General features: G+C 60.5%; 12 protein-coding genes. 9 read left to right on the forward strand and 3 right to left on the reverse strand.

What is annotated here, in order from left to right:
- Nucleotides 1-357 precede the first annotated feature (357 nt).
- The gene (locus DLM46_RS33550) at nt 358-1,515 is read left to right on the forward strand and encodes a pyridoxal phosphate-dependent aminotransferase (protein ID WP_115108306.1); all 1,158 of its coding nucleotides are present in this window, start codon (nt 358-360) and stop codon (nt 1,513-1,515) included.
- Nucleotides 1,516-2,019: 504 nt separating this feature from the next.
- Here DLM46_RS33550 and DLM46_RS33555 read toward each other — a convergent pair.
- A complete protein-coding gene (locus tag DLM46_RS33555) occupies nt 2,020-3,033 on the reverse strand; it encodes a 1-aminocyclopropane-1-carboxylate deaminase (RefSeq protein ID WP_115108223.1) in 1,014 nt (337 codons plus the stop codon).
- A 1,303-nt stretch (nt 3,034-4,336) separates the two neighbouring features.
- Here DLM46_RS33555 and DLM46_RS33565 point away from each other — a divergent pair.
- Together DLM46_RS33565 and DLM46_RS33570 are read left to right on the forward strand one after the other, a co-directional pair.
- Nucleotides 4,337-5,524, forward strand: a complete 1,188-nt coding sequence (locus tag DLM46_RS33565) for a TIGR03118 family protein (RefSeq protein ID WP_115108227.1) — start codon at nt 4,337-4,339, stop codon at nt 5,522-5,524.
- A gap of 587 nt (nt 5,525-6,111) precedes the next feature.
- Entirely contained in the window at nt 6,112-7,239 is a 1,128-nt protein-coding gene (locus DLM46_RS33570) for an amidohydrolase family protein (protein WP_115108229.1), read from the forward strand.
- 213 nt (nt 7,240-7,452) lie between these two features.
- Here the strand turns inward: DLM46_RS33570 and DLM46_RS33575 are convergent, their stop codons facing one another.
- Entirely contained in the window at nt 7,453-8,433 is a 981-nt protein-coding gene (locus DLM46_RS33575) for an MBL fold metallo-hydrolase (RefSeq protein WP_244306466.1), read from the reverse strand.
- 435 nt (nt 8,434-8,868) lie between these two features.
- On the opposite strand from DLM46_RS33575, the gene DLM46_RS33580 reads away from it, so the two are divergent.
- From DLM46_RS33580 to DLM46_RS33590, 3 genes are all read left to right on the forward strand, one after another.
- Nucleotides 8,869-9,513, forward strand: coding sequence for a DUF1326 domain-containing protein (locus tag DLM46_RS33580; protein WP_115108231.1), 645 nt, complete (start codon nt 8,869-8,871; stop codon nt 9,511-9,513).
- Nucleotides 9,510-10,301, forward strand: coding sequence for a DUF2182 domain-containing protein (locus tag DLM46_RS33585; RefSeq protein ID WP_115108234.1), 792 nt, complete (start codon nt 9,510-9,512; stop codon nt 10,299-10,301). The genes DLM46_RS33580 and DLM46_RS33585 overlap by 4 nt, the downstream gene beginning before the upstream one ends.
- 612 nt (nt 10,302-10,913) lie before the next feature.
- Complete coding sequence (locus tag DLM46_RS33590) at nt 10,914-11,216, forward strand: DUF1330 domain-containing protein (protein ID WP_115108236.1); 303 nt, start codon at nt 10,914-10,916, stop codon at nt 11,214-11,216.
- Between the two features lie 301 nt (nt 11,217-11,517).
- Here the strand turns inward: DLM46_RS33590 and DLM46_RS33595 are convergent, their stop codons facing one another.
- A complete protein-coding gene (locus tag DLM46_RS33595; RefSeq protein WP_244306467.1) occupies nt 11,518-12,339 on the reverse strand; it encodes an IclR family transcriptional regulator in 822 nt (273 codons plus the stop codon).
- 44 nt (nt 12,340-12,383) lie between these two features.
- Between DLM46_RS33595 and DLM46_RS33600 the strand changes: the two genes are divergently transcribed.
- The 3 genes from DLM46_RS33600 to DLM46_RS33610 all read left to right on the forward strand — a co-directional run bounded on the left by DLM46_RS33600 (nt 12,384) and on the right by DLM46_RS33610 (nt 16,525).
- Entirely contained in the window at nt 12,384-13,349 is a 966-nt protein-coding gene (locus tag DLM46_RS33600) for a nitrilase-related carbon-nitrogen hydrolase (RefSeq protein WP_115108237.1), read from the forward strand.
- The gene (locus DLM46_RS33605; RefSeq protein WP_115108239.1) at nt 13,346-14,272 is read left to right on the forward strand and encodes a threonine/serine dehydratase; all 927 of its coding nucleotides are present in this window, start codon (nt 13,346-13,348) and stop codon (nt 14,270-14,272) included. The genes DLM46_RS33600 and DLM46_RS33605 overlap by 4 nt, the downstream gene beginning before the upstream one ends.
- A gap of 471 nt (nt 14,273-14,743) precedes the next feature.
- Nucleotides 14,744-16,525 carry a Rieske (2Fe-2S) protein gene (locus DLM46_RS33610; protein WP_208866386.1) on the forward strand — a complete coding sequence of 594 codons (1,782 nt, stop codon included), beginning with the start codon at nt 14,744-14,746 and terminating at the stop codon, nt 16,523-16,525.
- Nucleotides 16,526-16,679: the final 154 nt, after the last annotated feature.

A 16,679-nucleotide genomic window follows, 5' to 3' on the forward strand; every position in this document is an offset into this window, starting at 1 on the left:
TCACCGAAGGCTTCAGCCATTTCGTTGCCTCCATAGCTGCTCCGGTTGCTTCCGGCTGGAGCGGTTGCCGGGCGGGACTTACACCCGCTGGAAAGCGCCACCTTTTCACGGCGCACACCCATTTCCGTCATTCGAATCCTCCCCAACTCGATGGCGGCTGTCTGAGTCCAACGGCCATTCGCTTCCGATGTCGGTCCGGCAGTAATCGATCATCGTTCGAAAACTGGCTATTTTGCGCTCCGCCTGGAGTGCTCGCATTGAAATACGCCCAAGTAGAAACAGCATGGATGCGTAATGTCACTTGCCCCTGGCCCGCTTTCCCATTTCAATGAAGTTGGTAGGGACAAGGAGGACATCATGGCAGTCACGCGCTTGCAAAACATTCCAGGCATCGGGGTTGACAGGATGGCCGACAAGGCGGACTCGATGCGAAACGCCAACATTCTTCGGCTAGAGAACCTCGACACTGACTTGCGGCCGCCACCGGCGGCGATCCGGCGCACGCACGACGCGATCGATGACGATGCTGCCAACAGCTATCTACCATTCATGGGACAGCATGCGCTGCGGGAAGCCGCAGTCGAGCGCATTCGACGCTTCTCTGGCGCCACATACGACCCTGATGCCGAATGCATCATTTCCGCGGGTGGTTTGGCCGGAATCCTGAATGTCCTGCTATCGACACTGGAGAAGGGGGACGAGGTCGTACTCACCGATCCGACCTATGCAGGCCTGATCAATCGCGTCTACCTCGCTGGGGGCGTGCCAAGATTTGCGCGCCTCATACCAGGGATCGATGGCTGGCGACTTGACCTGGAGAGTCTCGCTGACGCGATTGGGCCCCGCACACGAGCATTGCTCATCATGTCGCCGTCGATGCCGACTGGCTTCGTCGTGTCTGCGCTGGAGTGGGGGGCGATCGCCCTGCATTGCGAGCGGGCCGGTGCGTGGCTGGTATATGACGCGGCCATGGAGAGAATCCTGTTTGACGGTCGGAAGGTCGTCCACCCCGTTTCTCTGCCTGGTATGCGCGAGCGCACCATCACCGTCGGCTCAGTTTCCAAGGAGTACCGCATGATTGGCTGGCGAGTCGGCTGGATAGTCGGGCCGGAGCAGCTTATGGCCGACGTTCGGCTGACCAGCCTATCGAACGTCGTGTGCCAGGTCGGCATCGCAATGTCAGGGGCTACTGCCGCATTGACTGCCGACGATGATGGCGTGGCCGCGGCGACGGCAGAGTGGGAAAGGCGTCGCGATGCGGTGATGTCCGCGCTGACGGATCTTCCCGTGATTCGTCCGCACGGCGGATGGTCTCTTCTGATTGATACTCAACAGCTCGGTCTTGCACCGTCGGAGGCCTCCAGGCGCTTGTTGGAGCGAGGCGAAGTGGCGGCCACGCCGATGGATAACTGGGGGCCAAGCGGTAGCCGCTACCTGCGCCTCGTATTTGCCAATGAGCCCATCGAGCGCCTGGCTGACATTCGCGCGCGGATTCGTCTGTCTTGGGACATCTGATACGTGCAAGCCTGGCAGGCGCTTGTTAGTGAGCTCATCCTTCGTCGGTCTCCACCTCGGCCTTGCAATTCACAGGCGCGTTATGGAAGCCATGGCGAGACCCGACGTTCGAATGACTGAGTGATCGCGGGGATCGACGACGCTTCGTGGCCGGCTTCGGTCCGATGAGGGTAGGACGCTGGTCGTCGCTTCGCGACCCACTTCTGCTGTTCGGTCCGGCGGCGACGCAACGGCTGCTTTCAGGAGCTTGACCAAGAGATCTTCCCCAGTGCGTGACACAGCCACGCCGGATCGCGGATCCGACGTTAGCCGGCCATAGGGTTCCGAGACTCCCTCACGGACGCGGCTTCCGCGCCCCGCATTCCCCCGAGGCCAGCGGCATCCAGATCAATTTCTGCAAGGCCCCACACGCGGCAACTTCTGCGTCGCACAAGACGCAAAATCGTCGACCTTTCCAGAAGTCCTGGAAGCCCCTACAGACTCACACGATCTTGTGCAAGCCGATCATGCGAACGCCTTGTAATACGCGTTGAGAGCGGGCGCGCCGCCCAGATGCACGTACAGCACGTTCGTTCCCTTCGGAATCTCACCCGCCTTCGTCATCGCGATCAGACCCGCCATAGATTTGCCCTCGTACACCGGATCGGTGAGCATCGCCTCAAGCCGCGCTGCCGTGCGGATCGCATCGATCGTCCGATCGTCGGGCAGGCCATAGTCCGGGCCCGCGAAACGCGGATCGACGATCACGTCGGCGTCGTCGATCGACTTGCCGATGCCGATCAGTTCCGCCGTCTGTCGCGCGCTCTTCGTCACGGCGCGGCGCGTCATCGCCTCGTTGCATGCGGTATCGATGCCAATCAGGCGGCGTGGTCTGTCCTGCGCCTTGAAGCCTGCAACCATGCCGCCCTGTGTCGAGCCGGTGCAGGTCGCGGTGATCACGGTGTCGAAGAACACGCCCATTTCCTGTTCCTGACGCGCGAGTTCATCGGTGAAGTTCGCATAGCCCAGGCCACCAAGGGGATGATCGGATGCACCCGCCGGAATCGCGTAAGGCCTGCCGCCTTCCCGACGCACCTGCTCGAGGGCGCGCGACCACGTCTCCTTCACCTCGGTCGAGTAGCCCTCGCCCTCCAGCAGCGTCTCGGCGCCCATCAGCCGCGACAGCAGGATATTGCCAACCTTGTCATAGACCGGATCGTCCCAGTGTGTCCACTCCTCCTGCACCAGCCGGCAGCGCATGCCGAGCACCGCCGCGACGGCCGCAACCTGGCGCGTGTGATTCGACTGAATGTTGCCGATGGAAACGAGCGTGTCGGCGCCTTGTTTCACTGCGTCAGCGGCGAGCCACTCAAGCTTGCGAATCTTGTTGCCGCCAAACGCGAGCCCGGACGATACATCGTCGCGCTTTGCCCACACCGAAATGCCGAGCACATCGGACAGGCGATTGAGCCGATGAATCGGCGATGGGAAGAAGCCAAGCGAGATGCGGCCGAAGCGATTTTCGAGATCAAGTGCCATGGCGAACTCCCTGTCGAAGAACGGGGGAAAGATTGATTCTAGATTAGGTCCAAAAGGGCGAGATATTGGAGCGTGGCGCGCATTTACCTGCGGCGCCTCGCCTAGGGTCGAAGTGGAATTCAAATAGAAATTGTGTCGGGTACGCCCTCGCTCTGGGCGGAATGGTTGAGGCGCGAACATCACATTCGAGCGAGCTGCTTCGGGCGTGTCCACATGAGACGCTCCTCACCGTAGTGCAGGCTGCGTACCTTCATTGACGATTTGCTGGCACGCAATTGCCGCGGCGGCAATCCACCGGGTCTCTCTTGTATTGCACGGTATAGCCCGAGCACCAATGCAACGATCCGACGTGGTTATCAGGTCGGATCGGATTTCAACAGATTAATGGAAGGGCTTGGGGCTACACCGGCCTTTCATCGTCACACAGAGCGGCGGCGATGGCCGATGATTCGACCTGCATAGTCGGTGGCCGAATGGCTGTTTCCAATAGAGACCGGTCGGCTGAGCGTCTCAGTCCATAGGCCGTCGAACGACGCCTCGTGGCCGACTCGGGACCGTTGCAGCAAAGCCCCCGTAAGCGCCCAGTCCGGCCTCGGTTCGAGGTATGCCGCAAGAATTCCGAAAATGATTCTCACGGCCGCGGCCTCGCTTGTCGATCGGGTTGCCTCGCAGTCGCGGCCACCCTGTCTATCGACGCGTACAACCTACGCAGACGCGGTACCGCGTCATCACACAGGAGGACAAGGACGTCGCCCACCAATGCCGACATTTCAGTGGCCGCCCGCCGCGCGTGCCGTGCGAAGTAGTATTCGCCTCGCGGCGAAGCGAGCAGGCGCTTCCAGTATGCGACCGCGACGGGGAGCGGAACCCGTTCGAGTATTGCGCACAGCGACAATGGTGCGGAGCCGATCGCGTGCCGGTCCATGGCCTCCCATCCCTCACGGATAGCCAGGATGAAGGCTCGAACCCCGGCGCTATCCGAGGAAAGGCGTAGGGGGTCGCCGGCGACTTCATAGAGGGCGCCGCTCAAGGCGGTCACAAACACCGCGTGGCGACGCAGCCACGAATCCATGTCGCCCACCCTGGCGACGCGAAAGCCGGCATATCGCGAGCGCTTGCTTGAAGCACGTTCTGATCCATGAATTGAGTCGAAGTCCCACGGTCGACCCTATCGCGCCATTCGACCGGGTGGTAAGTAGAGTTTTTGAGGACCGCGGGAATTTTTGAACTACAGCGATCGTTTACTCGCCTCTGGCGCTATCGCGGAGCGATTTCTCGCCCAGTCAGATGAAGGAGGGTAGTCATGTCTCAGGTCTCTTGGGGTCTCAAAGCAGCGGCCGTGATCGTCCTCGCCGCCGGTTTCACAATCGGGCATGCCGCTGACGATAGTGCGTACGTCGTCACACCACTCGTGTCCAACGTGGCAGGCGCTGCCCCGAAGCCCGACACGGTACTACAGAACGCTTGGGGTATTGCCTTTAGTCCGGCAGCAAGTCCATTCTGGGTCAACGACAATGCCACAGGCTGCTCCACGCTGTATGACGGCCAGGGGACAAAGGTAACGCTGCAGGTCTCCATCCCGCTGCCAGGCAATGTCGTACCGCCCAGCGCCTGCCGTCCCTTCTCTCCCAACAATCCACCGAGTCCCGCGCCCGCGGCGCCGACCGGAATAGTGTGGAATCCGTCACCGGCGTTTCTCGTGCCAGGGACCAAGATCCCGGCCGTATTCATCTTTGCGACCGAGGATGGCACGATTTCCGCTTGGGCCGGTGGGTTAAATCCGGCGGACCACGCCGTGATCGCGGTCGATAACTCGTCCTCTCCCTCCGCCGCCAACGGGGCCGTGTACAAGGGGCTCGTCTTCGGTGTGAATGCGAAAGGCGGGTTCCTGTTTGCGACGAACTTTCGCTCGGGGCGGATCGATGTGTTCGGGCCGAGCGGTACGAACGGCATGTTCACGCCCGCGACGACGGACGGCAGCTTTACCGACCCACACATCCCGGCCGGCTACGCGCCGTTTGGCATCGCGAACATCGATGGCGACCTTTTCGTCACCTATGCAAAGCAGAACAATGCGAAGCACGACGATGTTGCTGGTAACGGTCATGGATTCGTCGATGTATTCGATACAGACGGCCACCTGCTGCGCCGTTTCGCCAGCCGAGGGCCGCTCAACTCGCCTTGGGGAATCACACGCGCATCGTTTGCATTCGGCCGCTTCAGCGGCAAGATCCTGATTGGCAACTTCGGCAATGGCCGAATCAATGTCTTCAACGATGACGGCTCGTTCGTCGATCAGCTGGAGGATCAGTTCGGCAATCCACTGGCTATCGACGGCCTGTGGACTCTGACACTCGGTGGCGGCCGCAACTCGAGTCCGGACACGTTGTACTTCTCGGCAGGTCCTAACGAGGAGGTCAATGGACTGTTCGGTACCATAACGCCGAAGAGCGCCTCCAAGGCACATGCGTCGGCTGAGGACGGGCAATAGCCGGCAGTCGCGCGTGGTTCCCTGCGCCACTTCCTGGCAGTGACCGTCACCGCCAGGAAGTGGCGAGCAGACGTCTTCTTCGACATGGGCTGGCCTGCCCGATCCTTACGAACCGGAGTCCTGGAAACCAACTCTTTCCTCTGAAAAACCTTGACTGACTACCTCAGGGCGTGAAGCGGGCCGTCAGGGCATCGTGCAGGCAACGGCCGGTGTCGCAAGCAAACAGACATTCTTCATACGCGACAGGCTGCGGACATATCATCAGCCACCGCTGCACATTGCGCGAGGCGGACTCAGCGAACAAAGGGGGGCGTTGAAGTTCTCGAACGCGCCGTTCTCCTTGTTTCCCGACTAGCCGGCAAGTCTGCCGTCCGTCGCCATAGGATTACCCGTCGAACGTACCGCCGGCCGCGTGGCGTCAAACTTCCGAGCCCGCCGTGTTGGAGAGAGCGGTTGCGTACAGTCCCGCGCTGCGTCCTTGTTGACCAACAGCCAATCGTCACCTTGAATGTAGAGAGATGGGGCCAGCCACGAATTTCCTGACACGCTCGCGACCTAATCGTTTCTTTCGTCACAGGGAGGAGCGTATGTACGATCGCTTTGGGCAACGTCTGCTTCTCAGTCGCTGTGGCTGCTGCAATCCTTCGATCCCCGACCCAGTCAGTGAGAAAAGGCGAGGATTCCTCACCGGCGTCGCAGAGGTAGCGCTTTCCGCCGCAGCGATCGGGACTGGATGCCTTTCGCGCGCATTTGCGCAAGCGCCGGCTATCGTGAAGTCAGACCTGGTCGATGTACATCATCATCACATTCCACCCTTCTATCTCGCTGAAAACCGTGAACGGATCACTGCGTCTTTCGGCGGCAAGCTCACTCCAGCGTGGAACACCTGGGCGCCCGAGCACGCGATTAACGCAATGGACGGCAGCGGTGTTGGCACCGCCATACTGTCGCTCACGACACCGGGCGTTTGGTTCGGTGATGCGCAGCAGGCACGGAAAACAGCTCGCCGGGTCAACGAGTATGCGGCGGATCTCGGCCGGACCTATCCGGGCCGCTTCGGGCTGTTTGCCGCCCTTCCGCTGCCCGATCAGGAAGGTAGTCTTCGCGAAATCGAGTATGCGTTCGACGTGCTGCAAGCAAACGGAATCGGTTTGCTGACCAGTTACGGTGACAGGTGGCTGGGTGATGCAGCGTACAGGCCTGTTTTCGAAGAACTCGACCGCCGCAAAGCGGTGGTGTTCGTGCATCCCACCGTGCCGTTCTGTTGTCGAACCTTGCTGGCAAACGTCCCACCGGTAGTGGACGAGATTCCGCAGGATACCGCGCGCGCCATTGCGAACCTGTTGTACACAGGCTCTTTCTCCCGATACAGAAACGTACGCTTTATCTTCACGCACGCGGGCGGCACCATGCCGATGATGTACGGACGCATGCTCGAGTTCCCTCCAGTAAACCTTGCGGAGAAGGCCCCTAACGGCATTGAGTACGAACTCCGTCGCCTCTACTACGACATCGCCGATACAGCCTTCGCTCCGGCGATCGCCGCACTTACCAGCCTGGTGCCGACGGCACAGATTCTTTTCGGGAGTGACAACCCCTACGCACCTTTAGCGGAGACAGTCCGGCGCATGAGGCAACTCGGCCTCTCTGACGCAGATTTGCGTGCCATCGGCCGGGAGAACGCGCTCGCGCTTCTGCCGCGTCTGACGCAGTGATAGCTTGCCTGACAGTGCTCGCCGAGCCAATACAACCACAGGTGCAGGCGCGGTCATGGGAGGCAGCTTCGGCGGCTTTCTCTTCCTGACCAAAGTCGTGAGTCCGACGGCAACGCGACTGCGGGTCGACCACGAACCTCGACTGTCGACCCTGAACTGCCCCTCGACCCGGCTCAGACTGGCCGCACGTCACTAGCTAGACCTACCGATCAGCTATCGGGCGCCGCGCCGAAAAACCGCGATGCCCTCGGTGCCGATGTCGAACGCCATCAGGTCTTCTCCGACCACGAGCGCGCCTTTGTAGGTCTCCCGCGTCTGGGACACGATATCGTCCGTGGTGACGTGTGGCACCGCTGGGGTGCCGATCACTGAAAGATGAGTGTAAACCGCGAGCTTTGGATGCGCGCGGCTGAACAGCATGCCCGCCTGCTGCGGCGTCACGTGGTGCGCGGCGATGAGCTGGATCGCCGGGCTCTTCATCAATTCCGGCATGACCGCAAACACCTCATGTACCAGAAGGTCGGTGCCGGTGCCGTATTTGACGACATTCTCGTCCATGCTCGTGTCGCCCGAAACGAGCACCGAGTGCCCGGCATAATCGATGCGATAACCGTAGGACGGCCTCACGGCGGGGTTGTCATGGTTGTTCTCGAACGCGGTAACGCGAAGCCCATCCTTCTCGTAGACGACGCCCTCGGTTTTGAACTCCTCGACGGTAACGGCGACGCCCTCCGGCGAAAGCTTCTGGTCGTCCATCCGCACCTTGATGTCATTGGAGTAGGCGCGCTTGAGATTCGACATCAGATCGGCGGCGCCGACAGGTCCGATCACATGGAGCGCCGAATTGCGCCGCCCGAAGGGCGGCGGGAGCCATCCTGTCAGCCACAGATCGGGGATTCCGACGGTATGGTCCGAACGGTAATGGGTCAGAAAGAGTACATCGATTTTTCCGAGAGGGATCTGCAGTTGATCCAGCCGGATCGTAGCGCCTCTTCCTGCGTCGATGAGGATTTTCTGTTTTCCCGCCTCGATCAGCGTGCTCGAGCCGAAGCGGTCGGGCAGAGGATCCGGGGCGCCAGTGCCGAGAAGCGTTACACGGAACAGGTCCTGCGCGGTCTGCGCCGTCGCAGCATTTGGGCGGCCGACCACAATCAACGCACTTGCGAGTGCGACGATGAGCAAGAATCTTTTCATTGTTCGATCTCCCAGATCGGCGGAGAACTTCGACGCGAGGCGCTGCCGTCGAGGCACGTAGAACATATTTCACCAGCTTCACGCGGCGCGCGAGCAACCCGACATCAGTTGCAGTTAATTCGAGCAGGGAACCGCGTCGATTGCAAGAACGGCCGGTTTCAAATGCAAGTCGCAACAGCTAGGCGTCTAGCCTGGGTGGGCGTTTCGATTGTCGCTGATCGACCCGGAGCTGCCTGCGGACATTCTCAGGGTCAATGGCAGGTTTGGGATCAGGTAGCGGCCGTTCCGACCGCAGGCTCCTCCGTCAAAACATCAGATGTGCCGCCCATCACAATAACCCGCGCGCCCAGCCAACCCAAACTTTGACTTCCCACCCCCCTGCCATACACTAGATTCGAACCACGCTACTCATCGTGGAGCACAAGGAGAACAACCATGACTCCCTGGGAAATCCAAGGCACCGAACTGTTCAACTGCAATTGCTCGTACGGTTGCCCGTGCCAATTCAGCGCACTGCCGAACAACGGCTTCTGCGAAGCGATGGGCGCCATCTCGATCAGCAACGGTTACTACGGCGACGTGCGACTCGACGACCTCAACATCGCGGTCGTGTTTCAGTGGCCGGGACCGATCCACGAAGGCAAGGGCAAGTGCCAGCCGATCGTCGACGAACGGGCCAGCCCAGAGCAACGCGATGCCATTCTGAAAATCATGACGGGGCAGGACACCGAGCCGTTCGCCACGGTATTCTCCGTATTCGCATCGACGCTCGAGCAGGCATTCGATCCGATCTTTACGAAGATCGACTTCGATGTCGATGTCGATGCCAGACTCGGTCGGATTCATGTCGAGGGCGTATTCGACGTCGTCGGCGAACCGATCCGCAATCCGGTGACGGGCGACGAGCATCGCGTTCGGATCGACTTGCCGCACGGCTTCGAATACGAGCTTGCCGAGATCGGCTCCGGCACCAGCCGCTCGCACGGAAATATCGCCCTGGATCTCAAGGAGACTTACGCGCAGTTCGCGCGACTGCACATGAATAACAAAGGACTGATCCGGCATCGCGCTGCCGCATGAGTAGCGTCGAAAACATCCTCGGACATGAGCGCGTCATCACCGCGCTCGGCATCGTCGCCGTCGTCGCGTTGTCGTGGGTCTACTTGTGGACGGGCGCCGGAATCGGCATGTCCGCGCTCGAGATGACGGTCGTCGCGCTGTTCCCGCATCGACTGGCAGACGGCGGCGGGGGAATGGATCCGTCGCTGCCGACCGTGATCCTCATGTGGTGGGTGATGATGATCGCGATGATGACGCCCAGCGCGGCGCCGCTCGTCCTGTTGTATCGACGCGTACTGCGGCGCCACGACGCGATCGAGGCCAGGTCGGCCATCCCGTCGTTGTTTCTCCTGGCCGGTTACCTAAGCGCATGGCTGGGTTTCTCGATCTGCGCGGCATCGCTGCAGAAGGTGCTGCAACCGACCGGCCTCATTTCGGAAATGATGTTGTGGTCGAAGAGCGCGCCCCTTTCCGCGATCGTTCTGGCCGCGGCAGGCGCCTATCAGTTCTCGCCGCTCAAGCGCGCCTGCCTGACGCAGTGCCGTTCACCAGTGAATTTCCTCACCGCGCACTGGCGTCCTCGAGTCACAGGCAGTTTCCTGCTCGGAATGCGTCATGGCATTTACTGCGTGGGCTGCTGTTGGCTGCTGATGGCGTTGTTGTTCGTCGGCGGCATCATGAATCTCGTCTGGATAGCCGCGCTGTCGCTGATCGTTTTCGTGGAAAAAATCCTGCCCGGCGGTGAACGTGTCGGCCGCGTGCTGGGCGTCGTGCTAATCGCCTGGGCAGGCGTCACCCTGCTGGTGTGATCGGCTTTTCTCTTCTCACCCGGTCACTCAAATGACCGAACGAAGCCTCACTCAGCTTTTCAACTCTCTCGCTTCGATCATGGAGCAACCCGCACGCTTCGCGGCATGCGGTATTTCTCCGCTATCGCGAGCAACCAACGGTCCCAAACGCCACCTGGCACGCGAAAGCAACATCTGTTCGACGCTTTAAATAACGCCGACGACGATAGCTGACCGCGGTCCCATAGATGCATCTCATGACGTCGCGAACCACTCCACACCCCCCTCCCACGCAGTCACATTTGGTCGGCAGATTGTCGCGCTAACCAACCAATCGAGCCTCCCGGCAGTTGGCATTCTGAATGACCGGTTCCAGAGAAATCGAACAAGCACTAACGACCCATCTCTGCTGTTGCAGGCATCGCGCGCAAACGGCAGCTTATCTAGGTAGAACGGCCATCCTCGACTTCACCGCAGTCTGCACCTATTCCGCGGTTGCGGTTGTTCGAAGCTCCGGCCTGTTAAGCATTCTTTTCGGAAACCGGCGGTTCTTTAGTCGGCTTGACACCTTTGCCGACTACAATAGTGCGGTCACAGTCGGCGGTGGGACCACACCGCGAAAAGGATTGCGCCATGCCTGCCTACCTGATTGCCGATGTCGACGTAACAGACCCCGCCCTTTTTGAAGAGTACAAACGAGAAGTACCTGCTACTGAGGCGCGCTACGGCGGAAAATATTTGGGCCGTGGTGGACTAACCAAAGTTCTCGAAGGCGATTGGCAGCCGCATCGTCTCGTCATCGTCGAGTTCCCGGACATGGCTTCGTTAATGGCTTGGTATGACTCGCCAGAGTACGCCCGTCTCAAGGCGATCCGTGAAAGATGTGCGACGACAAGGATTATCGCGCTGGAAGGGGTTGCGGCCGTCCCGTCGTAGTAAGTCGGTTTAGGCCGATGAGTTGCCGGTCGCAGTCGCCCGTCGAAAGGCGGTCCTTCCCTCGTGAACGGTCTTTCGCGGATCGATCGCGAAGGACCGTTCATGGCCGAACCCGGTCCGACGCATATGTCGATCGATCGCTGATCGCAGCAGGTATGCGAAAGGCATAAAGCGACCCACAGGGGACGGCCGAGGCGCTCGATACCGGACATACGAACCCATTGCGGTACGCGGGTAGCCTGGAAGCTCGCCTCACGTAAGAAATATGTCTGCCGGTCGGACACAGAATTCCTCACGACCACTACAAGGATGTCGGCGCCGTTTTCGCGGCTGCTTGCAGGATCTTCGCCAATGCTTTTGGATTGCCAAGTCGGGCCGTTGGGCCGGCAACCGATATCGCTCCGCGAACCCGTTCTCCGCTCATCACCGGCACCGCAACGCAAGTCAGGCCGTCAATCAGCTCTTCGTCATCCAACGCATATCCTTGCTTGCGGATTTGCGCCAGTTCTGCCTGAAGCTGCTCTTTTTCAATGATCGTGTTTCGCGTGAATCGTTCCAGTCCATGATCGCAAATTCGCGAAAGCAAACTCGCTTCTGTCGAAGCAAGCAGGACCTTGCCCACACCGGTTGCATGTAGCGGTCCGCGCCAGCCGATCTGGGAAAACATGCGAATCGGATGCGGAGAATCGACTTTCGCAAGGTAGACGACGCGATCACCATCGAGTACGGCAAAGTGAGCCGTTTCACCCGTTTCATTCACCAGATGATGCAACAGCGGCATCATTCGCTCAGCCAGAGCCGCCTGCGCGCTCGCACCAGCCCCACCGAAGAGCCCTGTAAGGCGGAAGCTGAGCCGATACGTCTTGTCTTCCTGGATGACCCATTCTCGTTGTGCCAACGTTTTGAGCAACCGGTAAACCGTCGCCCGCGGCAGGTCGAGGGACTGCGCCATCTGGCTGACGCTAACGACATTCGCCGAACCGGCCAGCAACTCGACGAGACGGATCGCGTGCTCAACGCTATTGACCGTCGCGATTTCACCCATCACCTCTCTCCTCAGCAGTTGTACGAAGACGAACACGCATCGCTTGCCCAGAATCGGGTAAGCGACTATGATGTTCATTATAGATACTAACATGTTCACTATAGATACACAAGGAGGCGGCAATGAGTGAGTCGAACATGGGAACGCCGTGGACCGCTTCGGTCATCCAGGGAACACCGGTTCCTTTTGACCAGCGCCGAACTTTGGAAAAAGTTGAAGATCTGGTTGCATCTGCTGTGTCCCGAGGCGCCAAGCTGGTCGTTTTCCCGGAAGCGTTCGTGGGTGGTTATCCCAAGGGGCATGCATTTGGATCGTACGTCGGCGGACGCAGCGACGAAGGAAGGGATGCCTATCGCGAGTATTGGGAATCGGCGATCGATGTACCGGGGCCGTGCGTCGACGATCTCGGCGCGATTGCGGGGCGTCACGGCGTTCATATGGTGATCGGCGTTATCGAACGCGATGCGGGAACCCTCTATTGCTGCGTCCTCTTTTTCGGTCCGACTGGGGATTTTCTTGGCAAACACCGCAAGCTGATGCCGACCGGTGCCGAACGTCTTATCTGGGGTTATGGCGACGGCTCAACCATGCCTGTGCTGGACACCGCACTTGGAAAGCTCGGCGCGGTGATCTGCTGGGAGAACTACATGCCTTTGATGCGCACCGCCATGTATGCGAAGGGAATTCAGCTCTACTGCGCACCGACGGCCGATTCCAGGCCGACGTGGGTCGCGTCAATGCAACACATTGCCATCGAAGGTCGATGCTATGTACTTACAAGCAATCAGTTTCTCCGGCGAGGCGATTTTCCTGACACTTATGCGAGTCTGTTCGGAGACGATCCCGAAGCGGTGGTTCAGGCTGGGGGTAGCTGCATCATCGATCCATTTGGACGAATCCTTGCAGGTCCCGCGTTTGGCGAAGAAACCATTCTCACAGCAGAAATAGATCTGCGAAATATTGCACGTGGCAAGTTTGATTTTGATGTAACGGGCCATTACAGCCGCCCTGACGTATTTCGCCTGACGGTTGACGAGCGTCGTCAGGCGCCGGTGACTATCATCCCTTCGGAGGATCTGCTCAAATGATCACAAAAGACGACATCCGGGTGGCCGCGCAGCGTATCGCCCCGTACATTCGTACCACGCCCGTTATCCAGCTGGAGGCCGGTTGGTTCGACGTTCCTGGCGACACTTTCCTGAAGCTCGAATCCCTTCAGGTCACAGGCTCGTTCAAGCCACGAGGTGCTTTCAATCGTTTGCTCAGCGAGCCTATTCCGCCTGCGGGCATTATCGCGGCCTCTGGAGGAAACCACGGTATCGCCGTCGCATACGCAGCGCAAAAGCTAGGCGTCCGTGCGGAGATCTATGTGCCGAGCCTTGCGACCGCGCTCAAACGCAAGATGCTGACGGATCTCGGTGCGCAAGTTGTTGTAGCCGGAAATACCTATGTCGAGGCACTCGCTGCTAGCGAAGCTCGGGCCGCTGAATCGGGAGCGCTTAACGTGCATGCGTTCGACAATGCCGCTACTGTCGCAGGACAAGGCACGATTGCGATCGAACTCGACGCGCAGTTGCCGGACATCGACACAGTGCTAGTTTCAGTGGGCGGTGGCGGATTTATTGGCGGTATCGCAGCGTGGTTTTCCGGACGCGTAAAAGTCGTCGCTGTCGAACCGAAGAACTGCCCGACGCTAAACCGCGCGTTGCAGGCTCGCGTGCCCGTCGACGTCGAGACAGGGGGCATTGCCGCGGATTCTCTTGGGTGCAGGCGTATCGGTAAAGTGCCTTTTTCCGTTCTCCTTCCAGCCGTGAGCGACTCCGTGCTGGTGTCGGACGAGCAGATTCGCGATGCGCAAAGGGTTCTATGGGAAAAGCTCAGGATTGGCTCGGAGCCCGGAGGCGCAACCGCTTTCGCGGCTCTGGTTTCGGGCGCTTATGTCCGCTCGCCCGGTGAGAAAATAGCCGTGGTCATCTGCGGAGGGAACGCTGATCCAGCGTCGTTCGCGTAAGAAGCATCCATACTACATGGGCTTCAGCGATCTGCCTGATGGGTGTCTGGACCATGCCCTTTGTCTGTGAGTGACGGCCGTTGATCCGAGGTTGATTGCTAACGATCCAGGCACCGATGCCGAATGGCCGCACGGAGACCTTGCCTTGCCGCTAATTTATTGTCGCAACGGAGACAGATTTATTGCGGTCTACGCCAGCTCAATATCAGCGAATGGGAGTGCCAGCCCGAAACGCAAATCGGGTCGAGCCGGAAGCGTGTTTCGTGCACCGGGCGGAATGTGACCCGCCTGGCGACCATTTGGGAAGCGTCGCCAAAATAGGCATAAAGTTATCAACAGAGTGCTGCGCCGAAGCTACGCGTTGTGAGTGCTCAGCCCCGCTCGGCGGCATTTCCTGTTTTGCCCGAGAATTGCCAGGAGATCGCGGGCAGCTACTACGTCCCTGAAGGGACGCGTGTAGGAGGTATACGCATGGATGCACCGAACAAGGAATTCGTGCTCGTGGGAAGCCTTGAAGAGTTGAAGGCGAAGGGGCGGCTGGTTGTGGAAGGTCGCCATCGTCCGATCCTCGTCATCTACGACCGCGGGCGCGTCTTCGCCCTCGACAATCGTTGCCCGCACATGGGCTTCCCGCTCGAGCGCGGCAGCGTCGAGGACGGCATCTTGACCTGTCATTGGCACCACGCCCGCTTCGACCTCGAAAGCGGCTGCACCTTCGACCTGTGGGCGGACGATATACCGAGCTGCGCGGTCGAGGTACGCAATGGCGATGTCTGGGTAACGACCACGTTCGGTCATCCCGATCCCGCGGCGCACTGGCGTCAGCGGCTTGCGGACGGCCTCGCACACGACCTCGATCTCGTCATCGCCAAGGCCGTGCATGGTCAACTCGCGGCCGACCTGCCGATGGCCGATATTGTGCGGCAGGTAGCGCTGTTCGGGGCGCACAACCGCGACGGCTGGGGCGTCGGCCTCACGATACTGACGGCACTGGCTAATCTCTTCCCCATGCTGTCAGAGGACGAAGCCTATCTTGCCCTGTTCCACGGAGCGCGCCGCGTGGCGGCGGACTGTGACGGCGAGGCGCCGCGGCGAGAACGTACGCCGCTTGGAAGCCGGCCGGAGCCGGCCGCACTCAAGCGCTGGCTGCGCCTTTGGACAGATGTGCGCCATCGCGAGGCGGCTGAGCGCACCCTGCTGACGGCGATTGCGGCCGGTGCCTCGCCAGCTGTGCTCGCCGATGCCCTGCTTTCGGCCGGGACCGAAAGAGCGTTTGCCGACACCGGTCATTCGCTCGACTTCATCAACAAGACCTTCGAGTGCCTCGACCTGATCGGTTGGGAGCACGCGCCAGCTTTGCTGCCTACTATCGTCGGCCAGATGGTGGCCGCCCGTGGCGCGGAGGAATCGACCGCCTGGCGCCAGCCCGTTGATCTTGTCGCGCTGTGTGAGGAATCGGCCAGCCAATTGCGGGAACTGTTCACTGCCGCGCGCACCTTGCACGGATGGTCGCACCACGCGGCGCTCACCCAAGAGTTGCTCGGAGACGATCCAGCTAAGATCATTGCTGCGCTGAAGGCGGCGATCCGCGCAGGCGCCGCTCCTGCCGACATGGGACGATCCCTCGCTTACGGAGCGGCGCTGCGGGTGGCCCGCTTCGGCAATGCCAACGAGCACGCCGACTGGGAGACGGCGCACCACGTCTTCACCTACGCTAACGCGGTCCACCAGATGCTCAAGCGGATCGGGACCGCCGACATCGACAGTCACGTCACAGCCGTGCGCGCCATCATGCACGGAGCCATGGCGCTCTACCTCGCTCGCTATCTGAATGTGCCCCCGGCCCGCATCCCAGGCGAGGACAGCGACCAGCCCGACGAACTCCCTGCCGATGTGGAGAAAATCCGCACCGCCTTGCTCGATGCCTTCGACAAGCAGCGACAGGTCGATCTTGCGGCAAGGCTGGTGGCGCGACATCTCACGCTCGGCCATTCGCCACAAGCGCTGATCGCCACGCTTGCCCTTGCGGTGCTGCGCGAAGATGCAGGCTTCCATGCCTATCAGATGCTGGAGGCTGGGGTCCGGCAGTTTACCGCGTGGGGCAATACTCGCGAGGGCCGGCACGTTCTCATTGCGGTCGCCCGCTATCTCGCAGCCCATTCACCGACCGAACGCGGGGCGCCGCAGACGGCGGACATCGCCCGGCGCTTGATGCGGGGCGTCGCCCTCCATGAGGGGGCTGGAGCATCGTGACAACGCGTGCCGGTCATCGATGTCTGCAACGGCTCGGCAGGCGAACCCTCGCGCGCCCGCCGTCGTGCGGTGTCATCGCAGTATCACGACGCGTTGCGGCAAAGCGGCACCTGTAGCGAGAACGGGTGCTCGCGCCGACGCATGGGTGTCGGGC

This window comes from Paraburkholderia lacunae (assembly GCF_003353175.1).
Taxonomy (GTDB): domain Bacteria; phylum Pseudomonadota; class Gammaproteobacteria; order Burkholderiales; family Burkholderiaceae; genus Paraburkholderia; species Paraburkholderia lacunae.